Origin of the sequence: Cryobacterium zhongshanensis, assembly GCF_022760445.1 — a bacterium.
GTDB lineage: Bacteria > Actinomycetota > Actinomycetes > Actinomycetales > Microbacteriaceae > Cryobacterium > Cryobacterium algoricola.
On sequence record NZ_JALGAR010000001.1, the window covers coordinates 1,528,240 to 1,554,101 of the forward strand.

The window sequence follows — 25,862 nt, forward strand, 5'->3', positions numbered from 1 at the left end:
ATGCCGGAACTGCCTCCGACGCAGGCACAGGCGGGGAACGGTGACCTGCCGGACTTCCCGCTCGTGCTGATCGGGCCGATGGCCGCCGGCAAGACCAAGGTCGGCAAGCGGGTGGCGCGGGTACTCGGCGTCCCGTTCGTGGACACCGACGCACTCATCGTCTCAGGGCACGGGTCCGTCGCGAACCTGTTCAGCAGGTACGGCGAGGAGCATTTCCGTGCGCTGGAACGGATTGCCGTCGGCCAGGCCCTGGCCACCCGGTCGGTCGTCTCCCTCGGCGGGGGAGCCGTGCTCGACGCAGGCACCCGCGCCGACCTCGCCCGCTGCCGGGTCGTGTACCTGAGCGTGACGGAGCAGGCCGTCGCCGGCCGGATCAACGGCGGCAAGCGGCCGCTCCTGGCCAATGGCCTCGCCGACTGGATCCGCATCTACGAACTTCGCCGCCCGCTCTACGAAGAGCTCGCCGGCCTCCACATCGACACCTCGAATCGCCAGATGGACTCCATCGCCGACGATGTCGTGGCCTGGATCCAGAGAGGGCAGAACACCTATGACTGACGTTCCCAAGACAACCGAGACCAGCGACACCACCGAGACGACCGAGACCACCGTCATCACGGTGTCCGGGGTCGACAGCTACCCGGTCATCATCGGCCGCGGCCTCCTCGCCGAAGTTGCCGAACAGCTCGGCCCGAAGGTCGGCAAGGTGCTCATCGTGCACACCTCGACCCTCGGCGCACGCGCCGTCGCCCTCAGGGAGGGCCTGCTCGCGCACTACGAGGTGCTCATCGCCGAGGTCCCAGACGCCGAGGCCGCCAAGCGCGTCGAGGTCGCCGCGTTCTGCTGGCAGGTGATGGGCCAGGCGGACTTCAGCAGGACGGACGCCGTGATCGGCTTCGGCGGGGGAGCCGCAACCGACCTCGCGGGTTTCGTCGCCGCGACCTGGCTGCGCGGCGTGCGCCTCGTCCAGCTCCCGACGAGTGTGCTCGGCATGGTCGACGCGGCCGTCGGCGGCAAGAACGGCATCAACACCGCTGAGGGCAAGAACCTCGTCGGCACCTTCTACGCGCCCGCCGCCGTGATCTGCGACCTCGACACCCTCGACGACCTGCCCCGCAACGAGATCCTCGCCGGCTTCGCCGAGATCGTGAAGGCCGGCTTCATCCAGGTGCCCGAGATCCTCGACATCGTCGAGGCGGATGTCGCCGCCGTGACCGACCCGAAGACGCCGCAGTTCCGCCGCGTGCTCGAACTCGCGATCGAGATGAAGGCCCGCGTCGTCGGCGCAGACTTCAAGGAGTCCGGCCTGCGCGAGATCCTCAACTACGGGCACACCCTCGGCCACGCCGTCGAGCACGCCGAACGGTACGGCTGGCGCCACGGCGCCGCCGTCTCGGTGGGCATGATGTTCGCCGCAGAGCTCGCCCGGCTGAGCGGACGGCTGTCCGACGAGGCGGCAGACCGGCACCGCAGCATCCTCGAATCGCTCACCCTGCCGACCAGCTACCCCGTGGGCCGGTGGAGCACCCTGCTCGCGACGATGCAGCGCGACAAGAAGACCCGCAGCGGCATGCTCCGCTTCATCGTGCTCGACGACATCGGCAAGCCGACCGTGCTCGAAGGCCCGGACGCCTCGCTGCTCTTCGCCGCGTACCAGGAAATCGGGTCCTAGCGCCGTCGTGCAGGAATGGGTCCTAGAATGATGCCCTGAGCGGGCAGGGACCCGGTCGCCGACCAGAGTCGATCGGAGGACACACCGTGAACCAGTGGACCGTGGGGTCGACAGGCGAACCCGTTCGGGACGTCGTGCTGAAGCTGGCCAGGGCGCACGAGACCGCAGTCGGCTCGGCACTCGGCACCGCGTGGGGAACCACCCCCGGTCCGGGACCGAGCAGCATCGTGCCCTTCGACGGGGTGAACCCCCGCACCGATTCGGCCCTGCTCGCGGATGCCCGTGGCGGCGTCCGCAGGCTCGTCCAGGAGTCCTGGGAACGGTCCCTGTCGCTGCACATCGATCCCGCCCGACCGGCACCGGAGCCGGAACTGTCGTCAGACGCCCTCAGGGAATTGCGTGACCGGCATCCGCTCTCCGCGGTTCTCCCCGTCGTCCAGAACCTCCTGATCCGGCATTCCCTCGAGTCCGGCCTCATCGTCGCCATCGGGGACGAGTCCGGCAGGCTGCTCTGGATCGACGGCGACCGTGCCGTCCGGCGCCGGGCGGAGGGCATGCTGTTCGTCGAGGGAGCAGACTGGTCGGAACGCCGGGTCGGGACGAGCGCGCCCGGAACGGCCCTCACCCTCGACCACGGTATCCAGATCCAGCGTGCGGAGCATTTCAACTGGCTGGCGCACTCGTGGAGCTGCACGGCCGTGCCGATCCACGACCCGGACTCGGGCAGCATCCTGGGCGTCATCGACGTGACGGGCGGCGACGACGCCGTCGGTCCCCAGACGCTCCCGCTCGTCGAGGCCGCAGCGTGGGCGATGGAGGCCGAACTGCGCATCCAGCGGCTGCGCGGGCGAAACGACGCCGGCTTCGGCCGCGGCGCCCCACGCGATCACGCGGTCATGCGGGTCGCCGGATTCGCGCAGACACCCGCACCGTCGGCCCAGAGGCGCCCGACGAACGCACGGGTGTCTGTTCTCGGGCGCGACACCGGGTTCCTCGAAAACGGGCTCGCGTCCTTCGAGCTCAGCCCGCGGCACGCCGAGATCCTCACCCTGCTCGCCTGGTACCGGGACGGCCTCACCGCGGACAGACTGTCCCAGCTGCTGAGCGACCAGCCGAACTCCGTCGACAACCTCCGCGCCGAGATGGTGCGGTTGCGCAAGGTGCTGGACGGGACGGAGCCGCCCCTCTCGATCGCCTCCCGGCCGTACCGGCTCGGTTCACCGGTCGAGCTCGACGCCCAGCGCGTGCTCGCGCTCCTCGAACGCGGCGCGCACCGGGTCGCCCTCGGCACCTATCGCGGGCCGCTGCTGCCAGCCTCCGTCGCCCCGGGCATCGTCGAGATCCGCTCGGAGATCAGTTCCCGGCTGCGCCAGGCGCTGCTGAGCGACGCGAGCCCCGACCTGCTCCTCGAATACGCCCGCAGCGACGAGGCCGCCTGGGACGAGGAGGTCTGGCGCGCCTGCCTGGAACTGCTGCCGCCCCGGTCGCCGAAACGGGCATCCGTCGTCGCGCGCCTCGGGAAGATCGAGTCGGACCTCGCCGACTCCGGCGCCCCTGGCGCCGGGCGCAACCTCCCGCAACCCTGACGCAACGGTCTCGCCGCGTACGCTCGGCCCAGGTCCGCAGCAGGCGGACCCCACCGACAACGTCGTCGACGAGGAGAGAAATGACCGTCTATGCCAACCCCGGGACCCCGGGCGCCAAAGTCACCTTCAAGCCCCGCTATGAGAACTGGATCAACGGAGGCTGGGTCAAGCCCGTCAAGGGCCAGTACTTCGAAGACATCTCGCCCGTGAACGGAAAGCCGTTCGCCGAGGTCGCCCGCGGAACCGCGGAGGACATCGAACTCGCACTCGACGCCGCCCATCGGGCCGCCCCGGCCTGGGGCAAGACCACGGCGACCGAACGCGCCGCCGTGCTCAACCGGATCGCAGACGTCATCGACGCCAACAAGGAACTGCTCGCCGTCGCAGAGACCTGGGACAACGGCAAGCCGATCCGCGAGCCGCTCAACGCCGACCTCCCGCTCGCGAGCGACCACTTCCGCTACTTCGCCGCGGCGATCCGTTCGCAGGACGGCGACCACGCCGAACTCGACAACGACACCGTCTCGTACCAGTTCCACGAGCCGCTCGGCGTCGTCGGCCAGATCATCCCGTGGAACTTCCCGATCCTGATGGCGGTCTGGAAGCTCGCTCCCGCCCTCGCGGCCGGGAATGCGATCGTGATGAAGCCGGCAGAACAGACCCCGGTGTCGATCATGGTGCTGATCGAACTGATCGGCGACATCCTGCCGCCCGGCGTGCTCAACATCGTCAACGGGTTCGGTCTCGAGGCGGGCAAGCCGCTCGCCTCCTCCCCGCGCATCCGCAAGATCGCCTTCACGGGGGAGACCACCACGGGTCGCCTGATCCTGCAGTATGCGAGCGCCAACATCATCCCGGCCACGGTCGAACTCGGCGGCAAGAGCGCGAACATCTTCTTCAGCGACGTCGCCCAGGAGCAGGACAGCTTCTACGACAAGGCCCAGGAGGGCTTCGTGCTCTTCGCCTTCAACCAGGGCGAGGTCTGCACGGCGCCGAGCCGGGCGCTCCTGCAGAAGCCGATCTACGAGAGCTTCCTCGGCAGCGCCATCGAGCGCACCCGCAAGGCGATCCAGGGCAACCCGCTCGACACCGACACCCAGGTCGGGGCGCAGGCGAGCAACGACCAGCTCGAGAAGATCCTCTCCTACATCGACATCGGCAAGCAGGAGGGTGCCCGGCTGGCCCTCGGCGGAGAGCGCGTCGACCTCGGCGGCGACCTCAGCGGCGGCTACTACGTGCAGCCGACCATCTTCGAGGGCAACAACAAGATGCGCATCTTCCAGGAAGAGATCTTCGGACCCGTCCTCGCGGTGACGAGCTTCTCCGACTACGAAGACGCCATCTCGATCGCCAACGACAACCTCTACGGGCTCGGCGCCGGCGTCTGGTCCCGGAACGGCAACGTCGCCTACCGCGCCGGCCGCGACATCCACGCCGGACGAGTGTGGATCAACAACTACCACCACTACCCCGCCGGGGCCGCGTTCGGCGGCTACAAGAGCTCGGGCATCGGCCGCGAGAACAACAAGCTCGCCCTCGGCCACTACCAGCAGACCAAGAACCTGCTCGTGTCCTACTCGGAGAAGCCGCTCGGCTTCTTCTAAACGGCACCGGTATCGAGAGGGGCCGTCGGCATCGACCGGTGGCCCCTTTCGACCGTCCCGCACCTCGACTACCGTTGGTGCATCCCGCCCGCTGCCCAGCGAGCGGGTATCGAACCCGAAAGGCCAGGCAATGTCGCCAGCAGCGCCCGCAACGTCCACGGTCATCGCCTCCGTCACGGTTCCGGGGGAGACCACGCCGCGCGTCGAATTCACGCCGGCGGCAGTGGATGTCCTCCGTGAACTCCAGACCCAGTTCGGGCCGCTGATGTTCCACCAGTCGGGCGGATGCTGCGACGGCAGTTCCCCGATGTGCTTCCCGGCGGGTGAGTTCATCACTTCAGACCGGGACGTGCTCCTCGGCGTGCTCGACATCGCCCCGGACGACGAGGCTCCGCAGCCGGTCGAGTTCTGGATCTCGGCGGAGCAGTTCGAATACTGGAGTCACACCTTCCTCACGGTGGACGTCGTTCCCGGACGGGGGAGCGGTTTTTCGCTCGAGGCTCCTCGCGGCGTGCGGTTCCTGATCCGGTCCCGGTTGATGGAGACCTTCGGCTGACTCCGTCGGCGGCCCCGTCCTCAACAAGCCCGTTCACGGCATCCGTCTGTGGACAACCGCCGCGGAGCTGGCTCGGCCGGGCATCCTGTCCGGCATGACCCCTTCTTCCCTCTCCATCGAAGACCAGCCACCCGTCACCTCCCTCGACGAAGCCCGGGAGCGTGTCGCCGACCTGGTCGGCCACGCCATCAGCCGCCAGCTCTGGCTGATGCTCTTCGACGCCGCGGGCCGGCAGCTTCCGCTGGTGATCCCGGTGGGCGGCATTCCGCTGCGTCCCGATCCCGGGGACAGCGTGCAGATGGCCTCGGGCATCACCACGATCCTGGCCGATTGTGCACCGGGCGGCAGCGTCGTACTGACGCTCGAACGACCCGGGGGTGCGGCGCTCACCGCTCCGGACCAGGCGTGGGCCCGCGAGCTGAGGGCGTCCTTCGGAAAGGTGCTGCCGATCCTCGGCCTGTTCGTCGCGCACGACACCGGGGTGGCCGACCTCGCGGAGTGACCCTCGGTCAGCCTTTGGCTGTGGGCTCGCGGGCAACTACACTCGTTTGAGGCCGATTCGGCCGCGCACCTTCCTAACTGAACTGACTGAACGGAACCGCTTTCCATGGCATCAACCGCCGATATCCGAAATGGCGTCGTCCTCAACATGGACGGCCAGCTTTGGGCCGTCACCGACTTCCAGCACGTCAAGCCGGGCAAGGGCGGCGCTTTCGTTCGCACCAAACTGAAGAACGTCGTCACGGGCAAGACCGTCGACCGCACCTTCAACGCCGGAGCGAAGATCGAGACCGAGAACGTCGACCGCCAGGACTTCCAGTACCTGTATGCGGACGGCGACTCCTACGTCTTCATGGACGTGTCCGACTTCGACCAGCTCACCGTCTCCAGCGTCGTCGTCGGTGACGCCTCGAACTTCCTGCTCGAGAACCAGAACGTGACCATCGCCCTCCACAACGGCAACCCGCTGTATGTCGAGCTGCCGGCATCCGTCGTGCTCGAAATCACGTACACCGAGCCCGGCCTGCAGGGCGACCGCTCCACCGGCGGCACCAAGCCCGCCACCGTGGAGACCGGCTACCAGATCCAGGTCCCGCTGTTCCTCGAACAGGGCACCAAGGTCAAGGTCGACACCCGCACCGGTGACTACCTCGGCCGCGTCAACTAGTGAGCGCACGCACGAAGGCGCGTAAGCGCGCACTCGACATCCTGTACGCCGCCGACGTGCGGCAGACGACGATCCCCGAGTCTCTCGCCGCCGAGGCACAGCGCGCCGCGAGCGAGCCCGCCCGGATGGCCTCGTGGCTGTACGCGCGAGAGATCGTCGACGGCGTCGTTGATCACCGCGAGGAGATCGACGAACTCATCGAGACCTACTCGCAGGGCTGGACGCTCAAGCGGATGCCGGTCGTCGACCGGGCCATCCTGCGGATCGGGATCTGGGAGATCCTGTTCAACGACGCCGTTCCGCACGCCGTCGCGATCGACGAGGCCGTCGAGGCCGCCAAGATCCTCTCGACGGATGATTCGGCCGGCTTCGTGAACGGACTTCTCGGCAGGATCGCGCAGACCGCTCCACCGGCGCCCACTGCGCCGGCTGCCTCCTAGGCTCGACCCATACCGTTCCGTCAGCCCGGGGGAAGATCATGAGCAACGACACGCCAGAGCCGTATCCGTCCTACCCGGAACAGCCGGGTCTGCCGGCGACACCGCAGCAGGGACTCCCAGCGCCATCCCCGCAGCATCAGGGCTTCCCGCAGGTTCCGCCGACGAACACGCTCGCAATCGTCTCGCTCGTCTCCGCGTTCGCCGTGTCGCTCGTTGCCGTGATCACCGGGCACCTCGCGCTCGGCCAGATCGCCCGCCGCGGTGAGCGGGGGCGCGGCCTCGCCATCGCAGGGCTCGTGCTCGGCTACGTCGGCCTCGCGTCGACCGCGGTCATCGTCGTTCTGTCGATCGTGTTCGCGGCCGCCTTCGGGCACTTCTTCGTGAACCTGGCCCAGCACGGCGGTTTCGGCGGACCGGTCGCCTCGGCGACGAGCGAACCGGATGCCTCGCAGGGGGTCCTCCCGAGCGGAACGCTCGGTGCGGCCCACTTCGACGACGGGTACCTCTCCGTCGGCACCGGGAGCACGATCGTGGATGAGTACATCGATCCGATGTGCCCGTACTGCGGCCAGTTCGAAGCCACCAACGGCGCACTGCTCGCAAGCCGCGTCGACGAGGGGTCGATCACCCTCCGGATTCACGCGCTGACCTTCCTCGACCAGGCCTCGCAGGGCACGTACTACTCGACCCGGGCATCCGCCGCCCTCACGTGCGTGGCGACGGTCAGCCCGGACGCGACCCTCGACTACCTCGCGGCTCTCTTCGCGAACCAGCCGGAGGAGAACAGCCAGGGTCTGACCGATGGCCAGCTCGCAGCGCTCGCGCCCACCGGCACCGACATCTCGGACTGCATCGCGCGAGGCGAGTACCAGCTCTGGTCGGAGGTGAACACCGACGACGCCCTGAACGGGCCGATCCCCGGCGCGGAGATCGACTCGATCCAGGGCACGCCGACCGTGCTCATCGACGGCGCCCAATACCCGGGTGGACTCACCGACAGCCGTGAGTTCGAGGCATTCCTCGACTCCGGCTCGGGTTCCGGCTCCGGCCAGGCGACGACCCAGGGAACGTCGGGCGCCTGAGGGCATTCCGGCCTAAGACGGCCGGACCGCTACAAGACTGCGTAGAGGCCTTCGAGGGCGCTCGGGATCGAGTCGAAGCTGCCGATCCGCTGCCCGTCTTCGTTCACCAGGAGGAAGCCGCGCGGTGTGCGCTCGAGGATACCCGCGAGCTCATCCGTCACGTCGTGACGGACCTCCCACCGGGCGGGGCCGGCGTCCACGACGGAAAACAACTGAACGAGGTCCGTCCGGTTCATCAAAGTCCTTCATCTGTGCGTGCTTTCGCCAGCGGATGCCTGCCGCGGGACAATCCTGACGTGTGACGGGCCCGACCGCAACTGCTGGTCGGTAAACACCATGTGACGGTGCAGTCGTTGGCGTCAGAGCGAGTTGGCCAGGGCCAGGACCCGTTCTTCGGGTTGGGCGGTCCAGGTTCCGGAGAGCTGCTCCGCGCCGCCGCCAGCTGTCCTCCGAGCGGCGAGCACGCTCGTCTCCGCCTTCGGGCTGCCGGGCGCCCGGAGAATGACGAGACGCAGGGAACCAGTGACGACGACGGTCGAATCGGGCTCGTCGCTGGTCGAGATGTCGCCGGTCGTCAGCAGCACGGGAGCGGGGGCATCCGCCGGGCCGCTGCCGGCGACGGTCGCCGTGGACTCGCGGAAGACGAGGTCCCCCTCGACGTCGACGAATTCGTCGGCCTGGGTGCCACCACAGAAGATCACCGTTGCGAGCGCGGCGATGTAGGCGGGATCCCCGACGGCGTCGTACGTCCAGCGACGGCCCAGGACCGAGTGTTCCATCGTTCCGATCAACCAGGCCTCTCCGCCCTCGAGGGGCGCATCGCGATACGTCAGGGGCACCTGCAGCACGGGGCCGTCGCCGGCGCGCACGAGCAGTGTCTCGATGCCGACCTCACCCGCCGGATCGTCGAAACGGTACGCCCCGGCGGAGGTCAGGGGAGCGGTGGGATCGCCGGCGAACCAGGACCGCGTCCGCAGCCACGGTTCGAGGAGTTCAAGCTTGGACGGCCGAAGCTGGGCGCGGTGGATGAGTGCCATGTCCTCGATGCTAGGGCACGGCCGCATCGCAGAAACGGCTGTCAGACTGGGGAGATGTCCAGAGCAGCAGAGAATTCGATATCGGTCCGCACGTCGTCGACGAAGACATCACTACCGCGGACGATCGGCCGGATCGCGCTCGGCGCCTTCCTGCTGTTCGCCGGCATCAGCCACCTCACCTGGAGTCGCGCGGAATTCCTCGCACAGGTGCCCTCGTGGGTGCCTCTCGACCGGGACGCCGTCGTGCTTCTGTCCGGTGTCGCCGAGGTCGGCCTCGGCGGCGCACTCGTCGCCCTGCCCGGCCGCCGGATCACGGTCGGGTGGCTCGTCGCCGTCTTCTTTGTGGCCGTCTTCCCCGGCAACATCGCTCAGTTCGTGACCAGAACGGATGCCTTCGGCCTCGACTCGGACCGGGCCCGCGGCATCCGGCTCCTTTTCCAGCCCCTTCTCGTGGTCTGGGCGCTGTGGTCGGCGGGCGTCCTGCACCGTCGCCGGCGTTGACGCCACTCCCACACTGTCGGCGCGAGCCGTCCGCTGGCAGACTGGGCGTGTGAGTCCAGAGCCGATCCCATCCTCCGCTGCACCAGACGGCGCCCCCGTGGCGTCGCCCGTGTCGTCGCCCGTGTCGCGAGTCGACCACTATGCCAACGGTCAGACCAAGGCAAGCGGGAGCACCCTCGACGGCGAGCTGCACGGTGAGTGGGAGTGGTTCCGCACTGACGGCACGCTGATGCGTACCGGAGAGTTCGACCGCGGCCGTCAGATCGGCGTCTGGCGCACCTGGGCCAGGGACGGCAGCCTCGTCAAGGAGACCCTTTTCCACTGAGTTACTCACCGAGATACCCGCTGACACACTCACGCACACATTGACTCGATTCCGCGCCTTTCTGACCGGGAAGGACGCTCTCGCACGTGAGCTGCGCGCCGCGGCCGTTCAACACGAAGGTGAGCGTCCCGAATTCAGGAGATCCCTGCCAACGGATGGGATCGGCCGCACTGGTCAGCGGGCCGCTGTCGCTCGTCCGGGCGCGTCTCCTGAATTCGGCACCACGAGTGCGGACACACTCGTCTTCAGCTTTGAATCTCGTGATGAGAAGCCCAAAATTAAGTGAGCAAGTCTCGCATTAGTGTTCGATTCGGGGTAGAATCGGGGTATGGCAGGAGCTTCGGATCCACAGTCACACACCCCGCAGACACCCGGTTCCGGGGCTGCGGGGGATCAGCCCACCACGGCGGGCCGCGCCTCCACCGAGGCGCCGGCTGAGTCGCCGCTCGGGCCTTTGGATGGGGAGGTCGAGTCGGCTCATCCGGTTGCGATTGCTGAGGGTTTCGAGGGTGCGGAGGGGCTGGCTGGGGCTATTCCCTCGGTGCATGCGGATGCTGTCGCCCGGCTCGCCGAAGCACGTTCGGCTCTCGCAGAGGCTCTGGCGGCGATCCCGGTCGGGTTGCTCAGCGATGCGGAAGCGGTCACGGCGCTGAAAGAAGTAGAGGCCATCGGGCGGACGGTGGATGCGGCCCGGGTAAACACCGCCACCGATGTGGACCGGCGGGCGCGGGTGCTCGGCCGGGACGGTCTGGCCTGGAAGATGGGCTGCCGGGGCCCGTGGGATGTGCTCACCCGGGTGACCCGGGTCTCGGCCCGGGAAGTGAAGCGCCGCACCAAGCTCGGCGATGTGGTGCTTCCCCGCCGGGCAGGCCTGACTGTATTGCCGCCACTGTTCCCCGTGGTCGGGGCCGCCCTCACCGCGGGGGACATCGGTGTCGAAGCAGCGGAACTGATCACGACGGGGCTCGGGTTGGTCAGCCACCGGGCAGTTCCGGCGGAGGTAGAGGTTGCCGAACGGGCCCTGGTCGCCACGGCGGCCGGGTGGATCACCCCGGAGACCGAGATACTCGCCGGCGCCGGGGTCTCCGCGGCTGCGGATCTGATCCGGGGCATGGTGCTCCAGTGGCAGGCCTTCCTCGACCCGGACGGCGTGCTACCGCAGGAGGATGTGTTCGAGGCGAAGTCGAACATCGGCTTCGGCCAGTTGAAGAATGGGTTGTATCCGGTGAAGGGTGGGGTGACGCCGGAACTGTTCGGGATGATGAATACCCTCTTCGACGCCTTCCTCAGTTTCCACGCGCGGCCCGCGTTTCCCACCGAAGAGGAACAGGCGCTGATGGATTCGGGGCAGATGATCCCCGGCGCCGAGACCGCAGGCGACGACGACAGCGGCGCCGGCACGGGCCCGGAGCTCGACGTGATCGAAGCCGAACTGCGGGAACGCCGCCAGGACACCCGCACGAGCGGGGAGAAGCGCGCGGACATCCTCCGGGCGTTGATCGAACACGCCGCCCGCGACCAGGACACGCCGTCGATGGGAGGGTCGGCACCGACGGTGATGGTGCACGTGAACGCCGCCGACCTCGCGAGCGGGGTCGGGGTCGGGTGGATCGACGGCGTCGAAGCCCCGGTGTCGCTGAAGACCGTGCGCCAGCGGATCTGCGACGGCGGCTTCCAAGGGGTTCTGTTCGGGGAGAACAACCAGGTCCTCAAGCTCGGCCCGGAGCGGCGGTATTTCAACCGGGCGCAGCGGCGGGCGATCACCGCCCGCGATGGCGGGTGCATCATCCCCGGCTGCAAGGCCCCGGCGCACTGGGCCGAGGTACACCATGTGAAGCCCTGGGCAAAGGACGGACCGACGAACGTCGACAACGGCACAAATCGTAAGTAGTACCCCTAAAGGCGATGTCTCTGAGCTAACCGTGTTGGTAACCTATCCACTGTGATCGCAACGGTCATTACGGGGGGTTGATAGTGCCTGATTGGGTGAACATCGTTAATGGGTGGGCAACCATACCCTTGGCGATCGTGGGCTTCCTCATTGCCCTTCAGCAGATTTCGAAGACACGCGACGCAGCGGAGGCCGCAAAGGATGCAGCCGAAGCAGCAACAAAGCACATAGGGTCCAACCTGCTCTTAGTCGTGTTGCCGCAGCTAGTCCAAATCGAAACCAACCTGGAATGGGCGGTCGGTCGAGGGGATCGAAATGCTGCGATCCATTACCTCGGCGCTTGGCGGTGGCAAGCCGGACAGGTAAGAGGACACTTGATGACAAAGAAGAGTCCTCACGCCGAGTTCTTGGCTCAGTTGCAAACGTCGATTGCTATTGCAGCGGACACAAAACTGGCGTTACAGGATCCGGCTGCCGACATTCCACGGCGAACCAAATCAGTGCAAAAAATGATCGCGCTCGTGACCGGAATGGTTGGCGAGTTGACAGCTAGAAATTCTTTGGAAGGGACCCTTCTCGATGCCCACATCTGACAAGTTCGATCAACTACTTAGCAAATTGGCCCAACGCACGTACGAGGGAAAGGCCAACTGGCGTCCTGGCAGTCGGGATGACACCTATGTGTGGTCCGGATCGGCCGCCTCGGTCGTTCTCCTCACGAAGGACAATGATGGTCTTCCGCCCTACTGGGTTCGGCTAGTCGACGCGGACGGACGAGCGATCGAGGAAGAGATCGTCGAACCTGGCGAGGATTCATTCGACCTCGTGACCCAGCTTTATGTAGCGGCCAGATCAGATGCCCTGGACATCACGAGCACGATTGACCAGCTGCTTGAGGATCTCGGGAACTGATCCTGAGTGGGCGCGCGGAGCGCGCGCTTTACTTGAATAAGCAACGTAACTCGGGAGCGCGGTAGCGCGTCCGAGGGCAAGGAATCGGCCGCGCGCAGCGCGGGTGATTCCGCGGCAGCTAGCAGTTGGCTGTGAACGAATCACAGCGGTGTGATTCGCCTGCTAAACATGGTGTGAGGTTTCAATGAGTCAGCACTCCAGGGGCTCGGAACCGAAACTACCTAATTGATTGAGGGACCCATCTGGAGGGGTCGAGCGGCGCTATAAAGGCCAGTGCCCCCGCTCACGCATAACTATTTTGGAGGCCGCACCGGTGGGAGTCCGGTAGCTGAGGCCTGTGCCGTTTTCGGATCCTGTCGACGACTGAGGTTGTCCGGGTTTCAGCGATTCCCTTGTCGGTTTCGCACGGTAGGCCTCCATGTCATCTTCAGCACCTCACCCATCGCTCCATTTCCTCGCGCGTCCAGATGCGGGATGGCGCTTCACCTTGTACCCCGAAGCGGGAGAGGGCGGCGGGTCGTTCCGTTCCTCCATCCGGCGCGCACCGAGCTATGTGTCTCGCGGCTTCGCGAAGGATCCGGAACGCTCCGCGGCTTCAGCTGGACAGCGCGCGTCAGCGACGTTGCGGCGCTATTGCTCGGCGAACCGGCTCAACCGGCTCGGCACGCTCACGTTCAGAGGGTCCGGATGCCACGATCCCGAACTGCTGCGGCTCTACCTCGCGGAGTTCTTCCGTTCGTTGCGCTCGTCCCTCGGCGGGAAGGCGTTCCCGTATGCGTGGGTGCCGGAATGGCACAAGACCGGCCACGGCCTGCACGCCCACTTTGCCGTGGGCCGCTTCATCCATCGCTCCCTCATCGAGGCGGCGTGGGGGCGCGGGTACGTGCACATCAAGCTTCTGGGCGGTCTTCCGGTCGGGTCGAGCAACCTCTCCGAAGCTCGGATAGCCGCGGGTTACCTATCGAAATACGTGGCGAAGTCCTTCGCGGATCCGTCCGTGCGGGTGCTCGGGTTGCACCGGTATGACGTGGCGCAGAATTTTCGGCCGCGCCCGGTGGCGCTGTCGGGTATCTCGTCCGAGGACGTGCTCAGTCAGGCGTCGATGCTGCTGGATTCGCAGCCGTCGGTCGAGTGGTCATCGTCGTCGGTTGAGGACTGGCCGGGGCCGCCGTCCATTTGGGCGCAGTGGGGCCGGTGAATCGTGATCGATAGGAAGGCGTTGCGTGCGTGGTTGGAGGCCACCTGCGCGGTTCAAGGGGTCCCGGTGGCGGTGACTGACGCCGGGGTTGTTTCCCGGGTTGGCGTGCTGCTGAGAGGGCGGGATGTTGCGGGGCAGCCGCGGAGCGGCGACCGCAACGCCCGCCCCTCACAGCTGCCAGCTGGGAACGATCCGGTTGTAGTCCACGCTCCGGGCACCTAGAACGCCCGGGAGAATCGTTGCCGTGTCCAGAACGGCCCGGATGATGGCGACCTGCCGGTCAAGGTTGAGGGTGTCCCAACTGGCGGACAGCTTCTGACCTTGGCCGACGAGGGCCTCGAGCGTGTTCGTTCCCGCAATCTGGTCCAGCTGCTTCTGCGCGGTGCTGATTCTCGCCTCCAGCGGCGTCCGGGCTGCCTTCCACACGGGACCGGCAATCTCTCCCATTGCCCACATCTCCGCAAGCTCGATCATCTTCGACTGGGCGGTCTGTAACTCACTCATGAGGGCGACCTGTCGCTCGTTGACCTCTGCACGCCCAGCGAGGGCGTCATCCATCGCGGGAGTGTCCAGGCGCATGAGCACTGCTGCGGCAATCCACTCTTCGACCGGCTGAGCCACGATCGTCAGGGCACCGCAGCCGCCGTGATCCGGCCCCGAGGCGCACACGTAGCGGCGTCGTTCGCCCCGTATCGAACTGTAGAGGCGGTTTCCGCACTTGCCGCATCGCAGCATCCCCGACAGGAGATAGCTGCGGGGTGCGCGGCGTCCCGAGACCTTCTTCGTCTGGAACATGGCGAGGATCTGGTCGTGCTTGGCCTCGCTGATGAGGGCCGGCCATGCGGCTGCCCCCGCGGCTTTGCCGTGGTGGTCGCGGAGGCCGGCAATGCGACCGGACATCAGAATGTGCCGCAGGGTCGGCGTGCGCCATTCCGTTGCATCCCCGGTCGTGGGGATGCCTTCCGTGGTCATCCATGCGACGAGGGAGCGCACGGACTCACCCGCCAGAAAGCGATCGACGAGGATCCGGATGATTTCGGCCTCGGACTCGCGCACGGTGATCTTGTCGGCCTCGTATCCGAAGGGGCGCTGTGCTCCGCCGTTCGGTTTTCCCTGCTCGACGTTCTGCTGGATCTTGCGCTTGATTCGCTCCGACTTCCGCGCGGACTCGTTGGCGGCGACGGCTGCCGTGATGCGGGCGACGAGCATCCCGTTGTCGTTACCGAAGTTGATATCGGATGTGACCGTGACGAGCTGCTGCACGCCCGCCTTGTCGCAGAGCTCCACGAACTGTTCCCACTCCATCGGGCGGCGCGTCAACCTGTCCTGATGGTAAGCGACAACGGCATCCACGCGCCCGCCCTCAATGTCCTCGAGCATCCGCGCATACTCCGGGCGCGGTTTGCCCTTGAACGCGGAAATATCATTGTCGATGTACTCGCCGACAACGGGCCACCCCTTCTCGGCTGCGAGCTTTCGGCAGTCCTCCAGCTGGCGTTGCACGCCCAAGCGTTCCCCTGTTTGGTCGCTGGAGATGCGGGCGTAAATCGCGGCTGATCTGACGTTTCCCATAGGGGTCAGATTAGCGAAGTATCGACAACGGGGTCCTCCTGTGCTGGTTCCATCACCACACGATCGATACCTCGGGGTGGGAGATCCGCATGGTGAAAGGATCACCACAAGTGCGGGCCCCGGGGCTGATCGACCCGCAACGGCTCTGGCGGCCACCGAACCGGCACCGCGCCCACCAAGTTCTCACCGGGCCACCCAACCGCGACTGACCGGGCGGCTGCTACGATGGATGACGGTAACAGCCATCCTTTAACAACCGTCCGGTGAGGCGGGGAAGGAGGCCTTCGTTTTGTCACGCATCGTGCTCAACCAGGCTGAAATAACCCGGGCTTTGACTCGGATCTCCCACGAGATCCTGGAGTCCAACCGGGGACCGGACAATCTCGTCATCCTCGGCATCCCGACGAGGGGCGTTGCCCTCGCGCGGCGGATCGCCGACATCATCGAGCGGATCGAACCCGCCGCGGCACCCGTGGCTTCCGGGTCCCTCGACGTCACGATGTACCGCGACGACCTCGCCCACACCCGTACCCGCACGCCGTCCCGCACCCTCGTGCCCGCGAGCATCGACGGCGCGACCGTTGTGCTCGTCGACGACGTGCTCTACTCCGGGCGCACCATCCGCGCGGCCCTCGACGCCCTCGGCGACCACGGCCGCCCCGCGATCGTACGTCTGGCGGTCCTCGTCGACCGCGGCCACCGCGCGCTGCCGATCCGCGCCGACTTCGTCGGCAAGAACCTCCCGAGCTCCACAGAGGAACGCATTAACGTGCACCTCCTGGAGGTCGACGGCGACGAATTCGTGAGCATCGACGGCGGGAGCGCGGAATGAAGCACCTCCTCTCCACCAAGGACCTCAGCCGCGACGACGCCATCACGCTCCTCGACATTGCGGAAGACATGGCGGATGTCTCCGCACGCGAGGTCCGCAAGCTCCCGACACTCCGCGGCAAGACCGTGGTGAACCTCTTCTTCGAGGACTCCACCCGCACCCGGATCTCCTTCGAGGCCGCTGCGAAGCGCCTGAGCGCCGACGTGATCAACTTCAGCGCCAAGGGGTCGAGCGTCTCCAAGGGCGAGAGCCTCAAGGACACCGCGCAGACCCTCGCCGCGATCGGCGCGGACGGTGTCGTGATCCGGCACCCGGCATCCGGTGCCCCCCAGGTGCTCGCGACGAGCGGCTGGATCGACGCCGGCATCATCAACGCGGGGGACGGCACCCACGAACACCCGACCCAGGCGCTCCTCGACGCCTTCACCATCCGCCGTCGTCTGCACAAGGCTGCGTCGCGCGGCAAGGGCCTCGACGGCGTGACGGTGACCATCGTCGGCGACGTGCTGCACTCCCGGGTCGCGCGCTCCAACCTGTGGTTGCTGACGACACTCGGCGCCGAAGTCACCATGGTCGCGCCGCCCACCCTGTTCCCGATGGACATGACCGGTTGGCCGGCCGCCGTGAGCTTCGATCTCGACGACGCGATCGACGCCGGCCCTGACGTGATCATGATGCTCAGGATCCAGCAGGAACGCATGAACGCGGCGTTCTTCCCCAACAGCCGCGAGTACTCGCGGCGCTGGGGACTCGACGATGAACGCTTCGCCCGGCTCGCGCCGACTAGCATTGTCATGCACCCCGGCCCGATGAACCGCGGCCTGGAGATTTCCTCAGCCGCCGCAGATTCGGCCGCATCGACCGTCCTCGAGCAGGTCGCGAACGGTGTTTCGATACGTATGGCGGCACTGTACCTGCTCATGTCTGGCGACCGGGAGGAAAGCTAAATGGAAAACACGGCCACCCGGTACCTGATCCGGAACGCACGCCTCGCCGACGGCACCCGCACCGACCTGTTGCTCGCCGACGGCCGGATCCAGGAACTCGGAACCGCCCTCTCGCACGCGGGCGCCACGGTGATCGACGCCGACGGCCTCCTCGCCCTTCCCGGCCTCGTCGACCTGCACACCCACTTGCGCGAACCGGGCTACGAGCAGAGCGAGACCATCCTCACCGGCAGCCAGGCGGCCGCCATCGGCGGCTTCACGAGCGTCTTCGCGATGGCCAACACCTCGCCGGTGCAGGACACCGCCGGCGTCGTCGAACAGGTACTCGCCCTCGGCGAGCGGGCCGGGTACGTCACGGTCCAGCCGATCGGTGCCGTCACCCTCGGGCTCGCGGGGGAGCGCCTCGCCGAACTCGGCGCCATGGCGACGAGCCGTGCCCGTGTCCGGGTCTTCTCCGACGACGGATTCTGCGTCTCCGACCCGCTCCTGATGCGTCGCGCCCTCGAATACGTCAAGGCCTTCGACGGCGTGATCGCCCAGCACTCCCAGGAACCGCGCCTCACCGAGAAGGCCCAGATGAACGAGGGCGCGCTCTCGAGCGAACTCGGCCTCGCCGGCTGGCCCGCGGTCGCGGAGGAATCCATCATCGCGCGAGACGTGCTGCTCGCCGAGCACGTCGGAAGCCGCCTGCACGTCTGCCACGTCTCGACGGCCGGCGCCGTCGACGTGATCCGCTGGGCCAAGGCCCGTGGGATCAACGTGACCGCGGAAGCCACGCCGCACCACCTGCTCCTGACCGAGGACCTGGTCCGCGGCTACGACGCCCGTTACAAGGTCAACCCGCCGTTGCGCCGCCGCGAAGATGTCGACGCGCTCCGCGCCGGACTCGCCGACGGCACGATCGACATCGTCGCGACCGATCACGCGCCGCACCCCGTCGAGTCCAAGGACTGCGAATGGGATGCCGCCGCCAACGGGATGGTCGGGCTCGAATCCGCGCTCTCGGTCGTGCAGGCATCCGTCGTCGACACAGGCCTGCTCGACTGGCGGGACGTGTCCCGGGTGCTCTCGGCCGCCCCGGCACGGATCGGGCGCCTCGCGAGCCAGGGCCGGCCGCTCGAGGTCGGCGCCCCCGCCAACGTCACGCTCTACGACCCGGCCGCGAGCCGGGAGTTCGGCAGGGACGACCTCGCGGGCAAGAGCACCAACTCGCCCTACCTCGCGATGACCCTGCCCGGCCGCGTCGTCGCCGTCTTCCACCGCGGCACGGCGACCGTGCTCGACGGCGTTCTCCGGGCACCCGCGGAACTCGGCGGACGAGAGGAACCCCAGCATGGATAACACCATCCCCGCCGCACTGATCGGCATCGTCCTCCTGGCCGTGCTCGCACTCATGCTGCGCAGCTGGCGCGCGCGCACCCGGCGCGATGCCGCCCTGGCCGCCGGCTACCCGCTGCCAGGACCGGACACGGCCGACACCGTGCTCGCGACCGCCGAAGCGTTCTACGTCGCGACGACACGGGAAGGCCGACAGCTCGAGCGCCTGAACATCCGCGGCCTCGGCTTCCGGGCCCGCGCCCTCATCACCGTGACGAGGAACGGCGTTCTGCTCGACCTCGTCGGCGAGAACCCGGTCTTCATCCCGATGGGGGCCATCACCGGACTCGAAGACGCCACCTGGACCATCGACCGCGCCGTCGAGACCGGCGGACTGCTCCTGCTCCGCTGGCGTGTCCAGCCGCACGCGGATGCCGCGGGCCAGGTCGTCGACAGCTACTTCCGCATCCTTGACCCTACCGACCGCGCCCGCGTGAGCGCGTCGATCCGAACCGAAGCGGCGGGTGCCCTGCACCCGGCCGCGCACGACGAAAGCGAGGCGTAGCGTGAGCGACACCGAGGCCCAGGCCCAGGCGGCACCCGACGAGACGACGACAGCGACGGCAGCACCGGCAGCACCGGCAGCTCCGACGGCGACGACAGCACCGGCGGTGCTCGTCCTCGAGGACGGCAGGCGTTTCGTCGGCCGCGCATACGGCAGCCGGGGACAGACCCTCGGCGAGATCGTCTTCGCCACCGGAATGACCGGCTATCAGGAAACCCTGACCGACCCGTCGTACGCCGGCCAGATCGTCCTGATGACCGCCCCGCACATCGGCAACACCGGCGCCAACGACGAGGACATGGAGTCCTCCCGAATCTGGGTCGCCGGGTTCGTCGTGCGCGAACCGGCCAGGATCGCCTCGAACTTCCGCTCGACGCGCACCCTCGACCAGGACCTCGTGAACAACGAGGTCGTCGGGATCAGCGGCATCGACACCCGGGCGATCACCCGCCACATCCGCTCGGCCGGCTCCATGAAGAGCGGCATCTTCTCCGGCCCCGCCTTCGACCTCTCCGCAGGGGAACAGCTCGAACTCGTCCGCGGTGGCGCCGCGATGCGTGGCCGCAACCTGTCAGACCAGGTGTCGACGGTCGAACCGTTCCAGATTCCGGCGAAGGGCGAGCGGATCGGATCCGTCGCCGTGCTCGACCTCGGCGTCAAGACCTCGACACTGAACTACCTCGCCGAACGCGGCTTCGAAGTGCTCGTGCTGCCCCAGTCGGTCACGGCGGAGCACGTGCTCTCGCTCAATCCGACCGCGCTGTTCTTCTCCAACGGACCCGGCGACCCCGCCGCGTCCGACGCGCACGTCACCCTGCTCCAGGAGGTGCTCCGCGCCGGCGTGCCGTACTTCGGCATCTGCTTCGGCAACCAGCTCCTCGGCAGGGCGCTCGGCTTCCGCACCTACAAGCTGCCCTTCGGCCACCGCGGAATCAACCAGCCGGTGCTCGACAAGACCACGGGCCGCGTCGAGATCACCTCGCAGAACCACGGCTTCGCCGTCGACATGCCGATCGAAGGCGTCAGCGACTCCCGCACCGGCTTCGGTCGCGTCGAGGTCAGCCACTACAGCCTGAACGACCAGGTCGTCGAGGGCATCCGCTGCCTCGACATCCCCGCGTTCTCGGTGCAGTACCACCCAGAGTCTGCGGCAGGCCCGCACGACGCCAACTACCTCTTTGATCGGTTCAGGGACATGGTGACCGCCCACACGGCGGCCGCCGGAGCAGGAGACGCCCAGTAATGCCCAAGCGCGACGATATCAACAGCGTCCTGGTCATCGGAAGCGGGCCGATCGTGATCGGCCAGGCCTGCGAATTCGACTACTCCGGAACCCAGGCCTGCCGCGTGCTCCGCGCAGAGGGCGTCAGGGTCATCCTGGTCAACTCGAACCCGGCCACGATCATGACGGACCCCGACTTCGCTGATGCGACCTACATCGAGCCGATCACTCCGGAGATCCTCGAGACGATCATCGCCAAGGAACGCCCCGACGCGATCCTGCCGACCCTCGGCGGCCAGACCGCGCTCAACGCGGCCATCCAGCTGCACGAGCGCGGCATCCTCGAGAAGTACGACGTCGAACTGATCGGCGCATCCTTCGAGGCGATCCAGAAGGGCGAAGACCGCCAGATCTTCAAGCAGCTCGTGCTCGACGCCGGCGCGGACGTCGCCCGCTCGCACATCGCGCACACGGTCGACGAGGCCATCGGCTTCGCCGAAGACCTCGGCTACCCCCTCGTGGTGCGGCCCTCCTTCACGATGGGCGGCCTCGGTTCCGGATTCGCGTACACCGAAGCGGAATTGCGCCGCATCGTCGGCGACGGCCTGCACCAGAGCCCGACGACCGAGGTCCTCCTCGAGGAATCCATCCTCGGCTGGAAGGAATTCGAGCTCGAAATGATGCGCGACACGGCCGACAACACGGTCGTCGTCTGCTCGATCGAGAATGTCGACCCGGTCGGCGTGCACACCGGGGACTCGATCACCGTCGCCCCCGCGCTCACGCTCACCGACCGCGAGTACCAGAAGCTCCGCGACATCGGTATCGACATCATCCGCGCCGTCGGAGTCGACACCGGCGGCTGCAACATCCAGTTCGCGATCGATCCGGCCAACGGACGCATCATCGTGATCGAGATGAACCCCCGGGTGTCGCGTTCGTCCGCCCTGGCCAGCAAGGCGACCGGCTTCCCGATCGCGAAGATCGCGGCGAAGCTCGCCCTCGGCTACCGGCTCGACGAGATCCCGAACGACATCACCCAGGTCACCCCGGCGAGCTTCGAACCGACCCTCGACTACGTCGTGGTCAAGGTCCCGCGCTTCGCGTTCGAGAAGTTCCCCGCCGCTGACCCGCGCCTCACGACGACCATGAAGTCCGTCGGCGAGGCCATGGCGATCGGCCGCACCTACGCATCCGCCCTCCAGAAAGCCCTCCGTTCGCTCGAGAAGCGCGGATCGTCGTTCCACTGGGGCGAGGAGTCCCGCAAGCTCGAGGAACTGCTCGAGGTCGCGTCGATCCCGACGGACGGCCGCATCGTCACCGTGCAGCAGGCCCTCCGCAAGGGCGCCACGATCGACCAGGTCTTCGAAGCCACCAAGATCGACCCGTGGTTCATCGACCAGATCGTGCTGATCAACGAGATCGCCGCCGAGGTGGCCGCCGCCGAACGACTCGACATGGACATCCTGCGCACCGCGAAGGACCACGGTTTCTCCGACGCCCAGATCGGCGAACTCCGCGGCTTCGGCGAAGCGGATGTCCGCAAGGTGCGCCACATCCTCGGCGTGCGCCCGGTCTACAAGACCGTGGACACCTGCGCGGGGGAGTTCCCCGCCCTGACCCCGTACCACTACTCGAGCTACGACGAGGAGACGGAGGTCGTCCCGAGCGACCGCCGCAAGGTCGTCATCCTCGGCTCAGGCCCGAACCGCATCGGCCAGGGCGTCGAGTTCGACTACTCCTGCGTACACGCCTCGTTCGCCCTCTCCGAGGCCGGCTACGAGACCATCATGATCAACTGCAACCCCGAGACCGTTTCGACGGACTACGACACGAGCGACCGGCTCTACTTCGAGCCGCTCACCCTCGAGGACGTACTCGAGGTCATCCACGCGGAGAGCCAGAGCGGGGAACTCGTCGGCGTCGTCGTTCAGCTCGGCGGCCAGACGGCACTCGGGCTCGCGAAGGGCCTCGAGGCGGAGGGAATCCCGATCCTCGGCACCTCGCCCACCGCGATCGACCTCGCCGAAGAGCGCGGCCTGTTCTCGAAGATCCTCGACGAGGCCGGCCTGCTCGCTCCCCGCAACGGCGTCGCCACCGACTTCACCGGTGCGGTCGTCGTCGCGGAGGAGATCGGCTACCCCGTCCTCGTCCGCCCGAGCTACGTGCTCGGCGGACGCGGCATGGAGATCATCTACGACTCCCTGTCGCTCGCGGACTACTTCGAGCGGATGCAGGGCCAGGGCATCATCGGCCCGTCGCACCCTGTGCTCGTCGACCGGTTCCTGGACGACGCGATCGAGATCGACGTCGACGCGATCTACGACGGAACCGAGCTCTACATCGGCGGCGTCATGGAGCACATCGAGGAAGCCGGCATCCACTCCGGCGACTCGAGCTGCACCCTGCCGCCCGTGACCCTCGGCCGTGCCGAGATCGACCGGGTCCGCGAAGCCACCCTCGGCATCGCGCAGGGCATCGGCGTGCGCGGTCTGCTCAACGTGCAGTTCGCCATCGGCGCCGGCGTGCTCTACGTGCTCGAAGCCAACCCGCGGGCCTCCCGCACGGTGCCCTTCGTCGCCAAGGCACTCGGGATCACCCTCGCCAAGGCCGCCGCGCTCATCATGGTCGGAACAACCATCGCCGAGCTCAAGGAGAGCGGCAAGCTGCCGCTCATCGACGGCTCCCGGGTCCCGATGGAATCGCCGGTCGCCGTGAAGGAGGCCGTGCTGCCCTTCAACCGGTTCCGCACCCCGGAGGGCAACGTCGTCGATTCCGTGCTCGGCCCGGAGATGCGCTCGACCGGCGAGGTCATGGGCATCGACCGCGACTTCCCCCGCGCCTTCGCGAAGAGCCAGCTCGCCGCATACGGCGGAATCCCGCTGAGCGGAACCGTGTTCGTCTCGGTCTCCGACCGTGACAAGCGTGCGATCATCCTGCCGATGCTGCGCCTCCAGCAGCTCGGCTACGAGATCGCCGCGACGGAGGGCACCGCAGAGGTGCTGCAGCGCAATGGCATCCGGGCCAGGGTCGTCACGAAGTTCAGTGAGAAGCACGACGAGAACGACATGTCGATCGTCGAGCTCATCCGCCGGGAGGAGGTGCAGATCGTCATCAACACCCCCGGCGGTCGTACCGCCCGCGCAGACGGCTATGAGATCCGGGCGGCCGCCGTCGCCGCGGATCTGCCGCTGTTCACCACGATCGCCGAGCTCAGTGCCGCCGTCGCCTCCATCGACGCGATCCGAGGCGGGTTCGAGGTGACATCGCTCCAGGAGTATGCACTCACGCGGGAAGCCCTGCTGTGACCGGCGCCGTGCCCGTTTCGACGTTCGGGGACCGTCTCGACGCCGCCTTCAGCCGGTGGGGCCAGCTGTGCGTGGGTATCGACCCCCACGCCTGGCTGCTGTCCGACTGGAACCTGCCGGACACCGCGGACGGCGCAGAGAGCTTCGGACGCCGTGTCGTCGCCGCGTGCGCGGGCCGGGTCGGCCTCATCAAGCCTCAGCTGGCCTTCTACGAGCGTTTCGGGTCGCGGGGCTACCTCGCCTTCGAACGCGTGCTCGCGGACGCACACGCGGCGGAACTGCTCGTGATCGCTGACATCAAGCGCGGCGACCTCGGAACGAGCGTCGCGGCGTACGGGGAGGCCTGGCTCACCCCCGGCTCCCCGCTCGAAGTGGATGCGATCACCGTGAACGCGTACATGGGCGTCGGTTCACTCGAGCCCGTCTTCGAACTGGCCGCCGCTGCGGGCAAGGGACTCTTCGTGCTGTCCGCGACGTCGAATCCTGAGGCGAGTGCCCTGCAACGCGCCAGAGTCCCCGACGGACCGTATGCCGGTGAGACCGTGGCCCGCGCCGTCTTCGACGACGTCGCAGAACGCAACCTGAGAGCGGGGGCGTCGGGCCGGCTCGGCTCCATCGGCGTCGTGCTCGGCGCGACGCTCGACCTCGCAGACTTCGGTCTCGACCTGTCGGTTGCGCCTCCCGGCGGAGCCACTCCGATCCTCGCTCCCGGTTTTGGTCACCAGGGTGCGCATGTCGCTGATCTGGGAAACCTTTTTGGGGGGTACGCTCATTCCGTAATAGTGAGTGAATCTCGTAGCGTGTTGTCGGCCGGCCCGGACCGGATCGGACAGGCGATCGCACGCCGAGTACTTGAAGCAGGAGCGGCCCGTGGCTGAGAATCGCCCTACCCCACCAGACGTCGATCGGGTTGCAGCATCGCGCGCAGCCGTCGCGGCGCGTCGAGCGCGCGCAGCGGTCAAGGCAGAGATTGCAGCAGGGAAGCGCACACCGCTTGCCGTGCTCGCTGCTGCCATCGAGCATCCGGACGGCGTCGAAGGACGCCTGCGCGCGACGGAGTTCCTCGTGAGCATTCCGGCCATCGGCGTCACCAAGATGCGCCGGATCATGACGCAACTCGAGATCTCGCCGTCCAAACGGCTCGGCGGCCTCGGCAAGCACCAGCGCGACCGGCTGCGCCTGTTCCTCGCGAACCGGACCGTCTCCCGCCGCGGATCCTCCGACGCACACCTCGTCGTCCTCGCCGGGCCGACGGCGGTCGGCAAGGGTGCCGTCGCCGGCTACATCCGCGAGAACTACCCCGATGTGCTTCTCTCCGTGTCGGCGACGACCCGCGCACCGCGGCCGGGCGAGGTCGAAGGCACGAGCTACTTCTTCGTCACCGATGCCGAATTCGACCGCATGGTCGCGTCGGGGGAGCTCCTCGAGTGGGCTGTCGTCCACAACGCCTTCCGCTACGGAACCCCGCGCGAACCCGTGGAGCAGGCACTCGCGAGCGGACACAGCGTCCTGCTCGAGATCGACCTTCAGGGCGCGCGCTCCGTGCGTGCGGCCATGCCGGAAGCGCGCATGGTCTTCCTGCTGCCGCCGAGCTGGGACGAACTGGTGCGCCGCCTCATCGGCCGTGGCACCGAAAGCCCCGCGGAACAGGCACGCCGCCTGGAGACCGCGAAGCTCGAACTCGCGGCCCAGGACGAGTTTGATTTCCGGGTGGTCAACCAGGAGGTCAACGTTGCGGCCAGGGAAGTCGTAGACTTGATGAATCTGCGTAAAGCGCCGTCGCTGCTTTAACGCCCTCCGACTTATCCGTCTATTCGCCGCAAACGCTCTGAAGGAGTGCCACCTTGGCCAACAAGCCCACCGGTATCATTGACCCGCCCATCGACGACCTGCTCACCAAGGTCGACTCCAAGTACGCACTCGTGATCTTCGCGTCCAAGCGGGCACGTCAGATCAACGACTACTACGCCGACCTGCACGAAGGCAGCCTCTTCGACAACGTCGGCCCGCTCGTCGACTCGACCGTCGACGACAAGCCGCTCTCCGTGGCACTGCGCGAAATCAACGAAGACAAGCTCGTCTCCCGCCCCATCGTCGAATAACGCCCAGCACACAGCAAAGCGCGCA

At 67.3% G+C, this 25,862-nt stretch carries 27 protein-coding genes; 24 read left to right on the plus strand and 3 right to left on the minus strand.

The window, feature by feature from the left end:
- From MQH31_RS06930 to MQH31_RS06970, 9 genes are all read left to right on the plus strand, one after another.
- The gene (locus tag MQH31_RS06930) at window positions 1–558 is read left to right on the plus strand and encodes a shikimate kinase (RefSeq protein ID WP_243011414.1); all 558 of its coding nucleotides are present in this window, start codon (window positions 1–3) and stop codon (window positions 556–558) included.
- Window positions 551–1,672 carry a 3-dehydroquinate synthase gene (gene aroB / locus MQH31_RS06935; protein WP_243011415.1) on the plus strand — a complete coding sequence of 374 codons (1,122 nt, stop codon included), beginning with the start codon at window positions 551–553 and terminating at the stop codon, window positions 1,670–1,672. The genes MQH31_RS06930 and aroB overlap by 8 nt, the downstream gene beginning before the upstream one ends.
- Before the next feature lie 86 nt (window positions 1,673–1,758).
- Window positions 1,759–3,258, plus strand: coding sequence for a GAF domain-containing protein (locus MQH31_RS06940; RefSeq protein ID WP_243011416.1), 1,500 nt, complete (start codon window positions 1,759–1,761; stop codon window positions 3,256–3,258).
- Between the two features lie 80 nt (window positions 3,259–3,338).
- Window positions 3,339–4,862, plus strand: a complete 1,524-nt coding sequence (exaC, locus tag MQH31_RS06945) for an acetaldehyde dehydrogenase ExaC (protein WP_134531979.1) — start codon at window positions 3,339–3,341, stop codon at window positions 4,860–4,862.
- Window positions 4,863–4,992: 130 nt separating this feature from the next.
- The gene (locus MQH31_RS06950) at window positions 4,993–5,418 is read left to right on the plus strand and encodes a DUF779 domain-containing protein (RefSeq protein ID WP_243011417.1); all 426 of its coding nucleotides are present in this window, start codon (window positions 4,993–4,995) and stop codon (window positions 5,416–5,418) included.
- Between the two features lie 94 nt (window positions 5,419–5,512).
- A complete protein-coding gene (locus tag MQH31_RS06955; RefSeq protein WP_243011418.1) occupies window positions 5,513–5,920 on the plus strand; it encodes a hypothetical protein in 408 nt (135 codons plus the stop codon).
- A gap of 105 nt (window positions 5,921–6,025) precedes the next feature.
- Window positions 6,026–6,586: an elongation factor P gene (efp, locus tag MQH31_RS06960; RefSeq protein ID WP_134531973.1), complete on the plus strand. Its 561-nt coding sequence runs from the start codon at window positions 6,026–6,028 to the stop codon at window positions 6,584–6,586.
- Window positions 6,586–7,026 (plus strand): transcription antitermination factor NusB, encoded by a 441-nt coding sequence (gene nusB, locus MQH31_RS06965; RefSeq protein WP_243011419.1) that lies wholly within the window; start codon window positions 6,586–6,588, stop codon window positions 7,024–7,026. Before efp ends, nusB begins: the two co-directional genes overlap by 1 nt.
- A gap of 38 nt (window positions 7,027–7,064) precedes the next feature.
- Complete coding sequence (locus tag MQH31_RS06970; protein WP_243011420.1) at window positions 7,065–8,108, plus strand: thioredoxin domain-containing protein; 1,044 nt, start codon at window positions 7,065–7,067, stop codon at window positions 8,106–8,108.
- 29 nt (window positions 8,109–8,137) lie between these two features.
- Here the strand turns inward: MQH31_RS06970 and MQH31_RS06975 are convergent, their stop codons facing one another.
- Together MQH31_RS06975 and MQH31_RS06980 are read right to left on the minus strand one after the other, a co-directional pair.
- Complete coding sequence (locus MQH31_RS06975) at window positions 8,138–8,344, minus strand: hypothetical protein (protein ID WP_134531968.1); 207 nt, start codon at window positions 8,342–8,344, stop codon at window positions 8,138–8,140.
- Window positions 8,345–8,467: 123 nt separating this feature from the next.
- A complete protein-coding gene (locus tag MQH31_RS06980; RefSeq protein WP_243011421.1) occupies window positions 8,468–9,145 on the minus strand; it encodes a CG0192-related protein in 678 nt (225 codons plus the stop codon).
- A gap of 54 nt (window positions 9,146–9,199) precedes the next feature.
- Between MQH31_RS06980 and MQH31_RS06985 the strand changes: the two genes are divergently transcribed.
- The 6 genes from MQH31_RS06985 (at window position 9,200) to MQH31_RS07010 (ending at window position 13,972) form a co-directional block, all read left to right on the plus strand.
- Window positions 9,200–9,646, plus strand: a complete 447-nt coding sequence (locus tag MQH31_RS06985; protein ID WP_243011422.1) for a DoxX family protein — start codon at window positions 9,200–9,202, stop codon at window positions 9,644–9,646.
- A gap of 49 nt (window positions 9,647–9,695) precedes the next feature.
- Window positions 9,696–9,971: a toxin-antitoxin system YwqK family antitoxin gene (locus MQH31_RS06990; RefSeq protein WP_243011423.1), complete on the plus strand. Its 276-nt coding sequence runs from the start codon at window positions 9,696–9,698 to the stop codon at window positions 9,969–9,971.
- Between the two features lie 328 nt (window positions 9,972–10,299).
- Window positions 10,300–11,862 (plus strand): HNH endonuclease signature motif containing protein, encoded by a 1,563-nt coding sequence (locus tag MQH31_RS06995; RefSeq protein WP_243011424.1) that lies wholly within the window; start codon window positions 10,300–10,302, stop codon window positions 11,860–11,862.
- 95 nt (window positions 11,863–11,957) lie between these two features.
- Entirely contained in the window at window positions 11,958–12,455 is a 498-nt protein-coding gene (locus MQH31_RS07000; protein WP_243011425.1) for a hypothetical protein, read from the plus strand.
- Window positions 12,442–12,774: a hypothetical protein gene (locus tag MQH31_RS07005; protein WP_243011426.1), complete on the plus strand. Its 333-nt coding sequence runs from the start codon at window positions 12,442–12,444 to the stop codon at window positions 12,772–12,774. The genes MQH31_RS07000 and MQH31_RS07005 overlap by 14 nt, the downstream gene beginning before the upstream one ends.
- A 487-nt stretch (window positions 12,775–13,261) precedes the next feature.
- The gene (locus tag MQH31_RS07010; RefSeq protein WP_243011427.1) at window positions 13,262–13,972 is read left to right on the plus strand and encodes a rolling circle replication-associated protein; all 711 of its coding nucleotides are present in this window, start codon (window positions 13,262–13,264) and stop codon (window positions 13,970–13,972) included.
- A 168-nt stretch (window positions 13,973–14,140) separates the two neighbouring features.
- Here the strand turns inward: MQH31_RS07010 and MQH31_RS07015 are convergent, their stop codons facing one another.
- Window positions 14,141–15,544: a recombinase family protein gene (locus tag MQH31_RS07015; RefSeq protein ID WP_279238342.1), complete on the minus strand. Its 1,404-nt coding sequence runs from the start codon at window positions 15,542–15,544 to the stop codon at window positions 14,141–14,143.
- 289 nt (window positions 15,545–15,833) lie between these two features.
- On the opposite strand from MQH31_RS07015, the gene pyrR reads away from it, so the two are divergent.
- The 9 genes from pyrR to rpoZ all read left to right on the plus strand — a co-directional run bounded on the left by pyrR (window position 15,834) and on the right by rpoZ (window position 25,837).
- Window positions 15,834–16,376 (plus strand): bifunctional pyr operon transcriptional regulator/uracil phosphoribosyltransferase PyrR, encoded by a 543-nt coding sequence (gene pyrR / locus MQH31_RS07020; protein WP_134531959.1) that lies wholly within the window; start codon window positions 15,834–15,836, stop codon window positions 16,374–16,376.
- Window positions 16,373–17,323 (plus strand): aspartate carbamoyltransferase catalytic subunit, encoded by a 951-nt coding sequence (locus MQH31_RS07025; RefSeq protein ID WP_243011428.1) that lies wholly within the window; start codon window positions 16,373–16,375, stop codon window positions 17,321–17,323. Before pyrR ends, MQH31_RS07025 begins: the two co-directional genes overlap by 4 nt.
- Window positions 17,324–18,664 carry a dihydroorotase gene (locus tag MQH31_RS07030; protein WP_243011429.1) on the plus strand — a complete coding sequence of 447 codons (1,341 nt, stop codon included), beginning with the start codon at window positions 17,324–17,326 and terminating at the stop codon, window positions 18,662–18,664.
- Window positions 18,657–19,205, plus strand: a complete 549-nt coding sequence (locus MQH31_RS07035) for a PH-like domain-containing protein (protein ID WP_243011430.1) — start codon at window positions 18,657–18,659, stop codon at window positions 19,203–19,205. The genes MQH31_RS07030 and MQH31_RS07035 overlap by 8 nt, the downstream gene beginning before the upstream one ends.
- A 106-nt stretch (window positions 19,206–19,311) precedes the next feature.
- Window positions 19,312–20,448 (plus strand): glutamine-hydrolyzing carbamoyl-phosphate synthase small subunit, encoded by a 1,137-nt coding sequence (gene carA, locus MQH31_RS07040; protein WP_134532946.1) that lies wholly within the window; start codon window positions 19,312–19,314, stop codon window positions 20,446–20,448.
- On the plus strand, window positions 20,448–23,735 hold the full coding sequence (gene carB, locus MQH31_RS07045; protein WP_243011431.1) for a carbamoyl-phosphate synthase large subunit: 3,288 nt from the start codon (window positions 20,448–20,450) through the stop codon (window positions 23,733–23,735). Before carA ends, carB begins: the two co-directional genes overlap by 1 nt.
- Window positions 23,732–24,613, plus strand: coding sequence for an orotidine-5'-phosphate decarboxylase (pyrF, locus tag MQH31_RS07050; protein ID WP_243011432.1), 882 nt, complete (start codon window positions 23,732–23,734; stop codon window positions 24,611–24,613). Before carB ends, pyrF begins: the two co-directional genes overlap by 4 nt.
- Window positions 24,606–25,526, plus strand: a complete 921-nt coding sequence (gene gmk / locus MQH31_RS07055; protein WP_134531954.1) for a guanylate kinase — start codon at window positions 24,606–24,608, stop codon at window positions 25,524–25,526. The genes pyrF and gmk overlap by 8 nt, the downstream gene beginning before the upstream one ends.
- Window positions 25,527–25,579: 53 nt before the next feature.
- Window positions 25,580–25,837 (plus strand): DNA-directed RNA polymerase subunit omega, encoded by a 258-nt coding sequence (rpoZ, locus tag MQH31_RS07060; protein ID WP_134448746.1) that lies wholly within the window; start codon window positions 25,580–25,582, stop codon window positions 25,835–25,837.
- The last annotated feature ends 25 nt before the right edge of the window (window positions 25,838–25,862 follow it).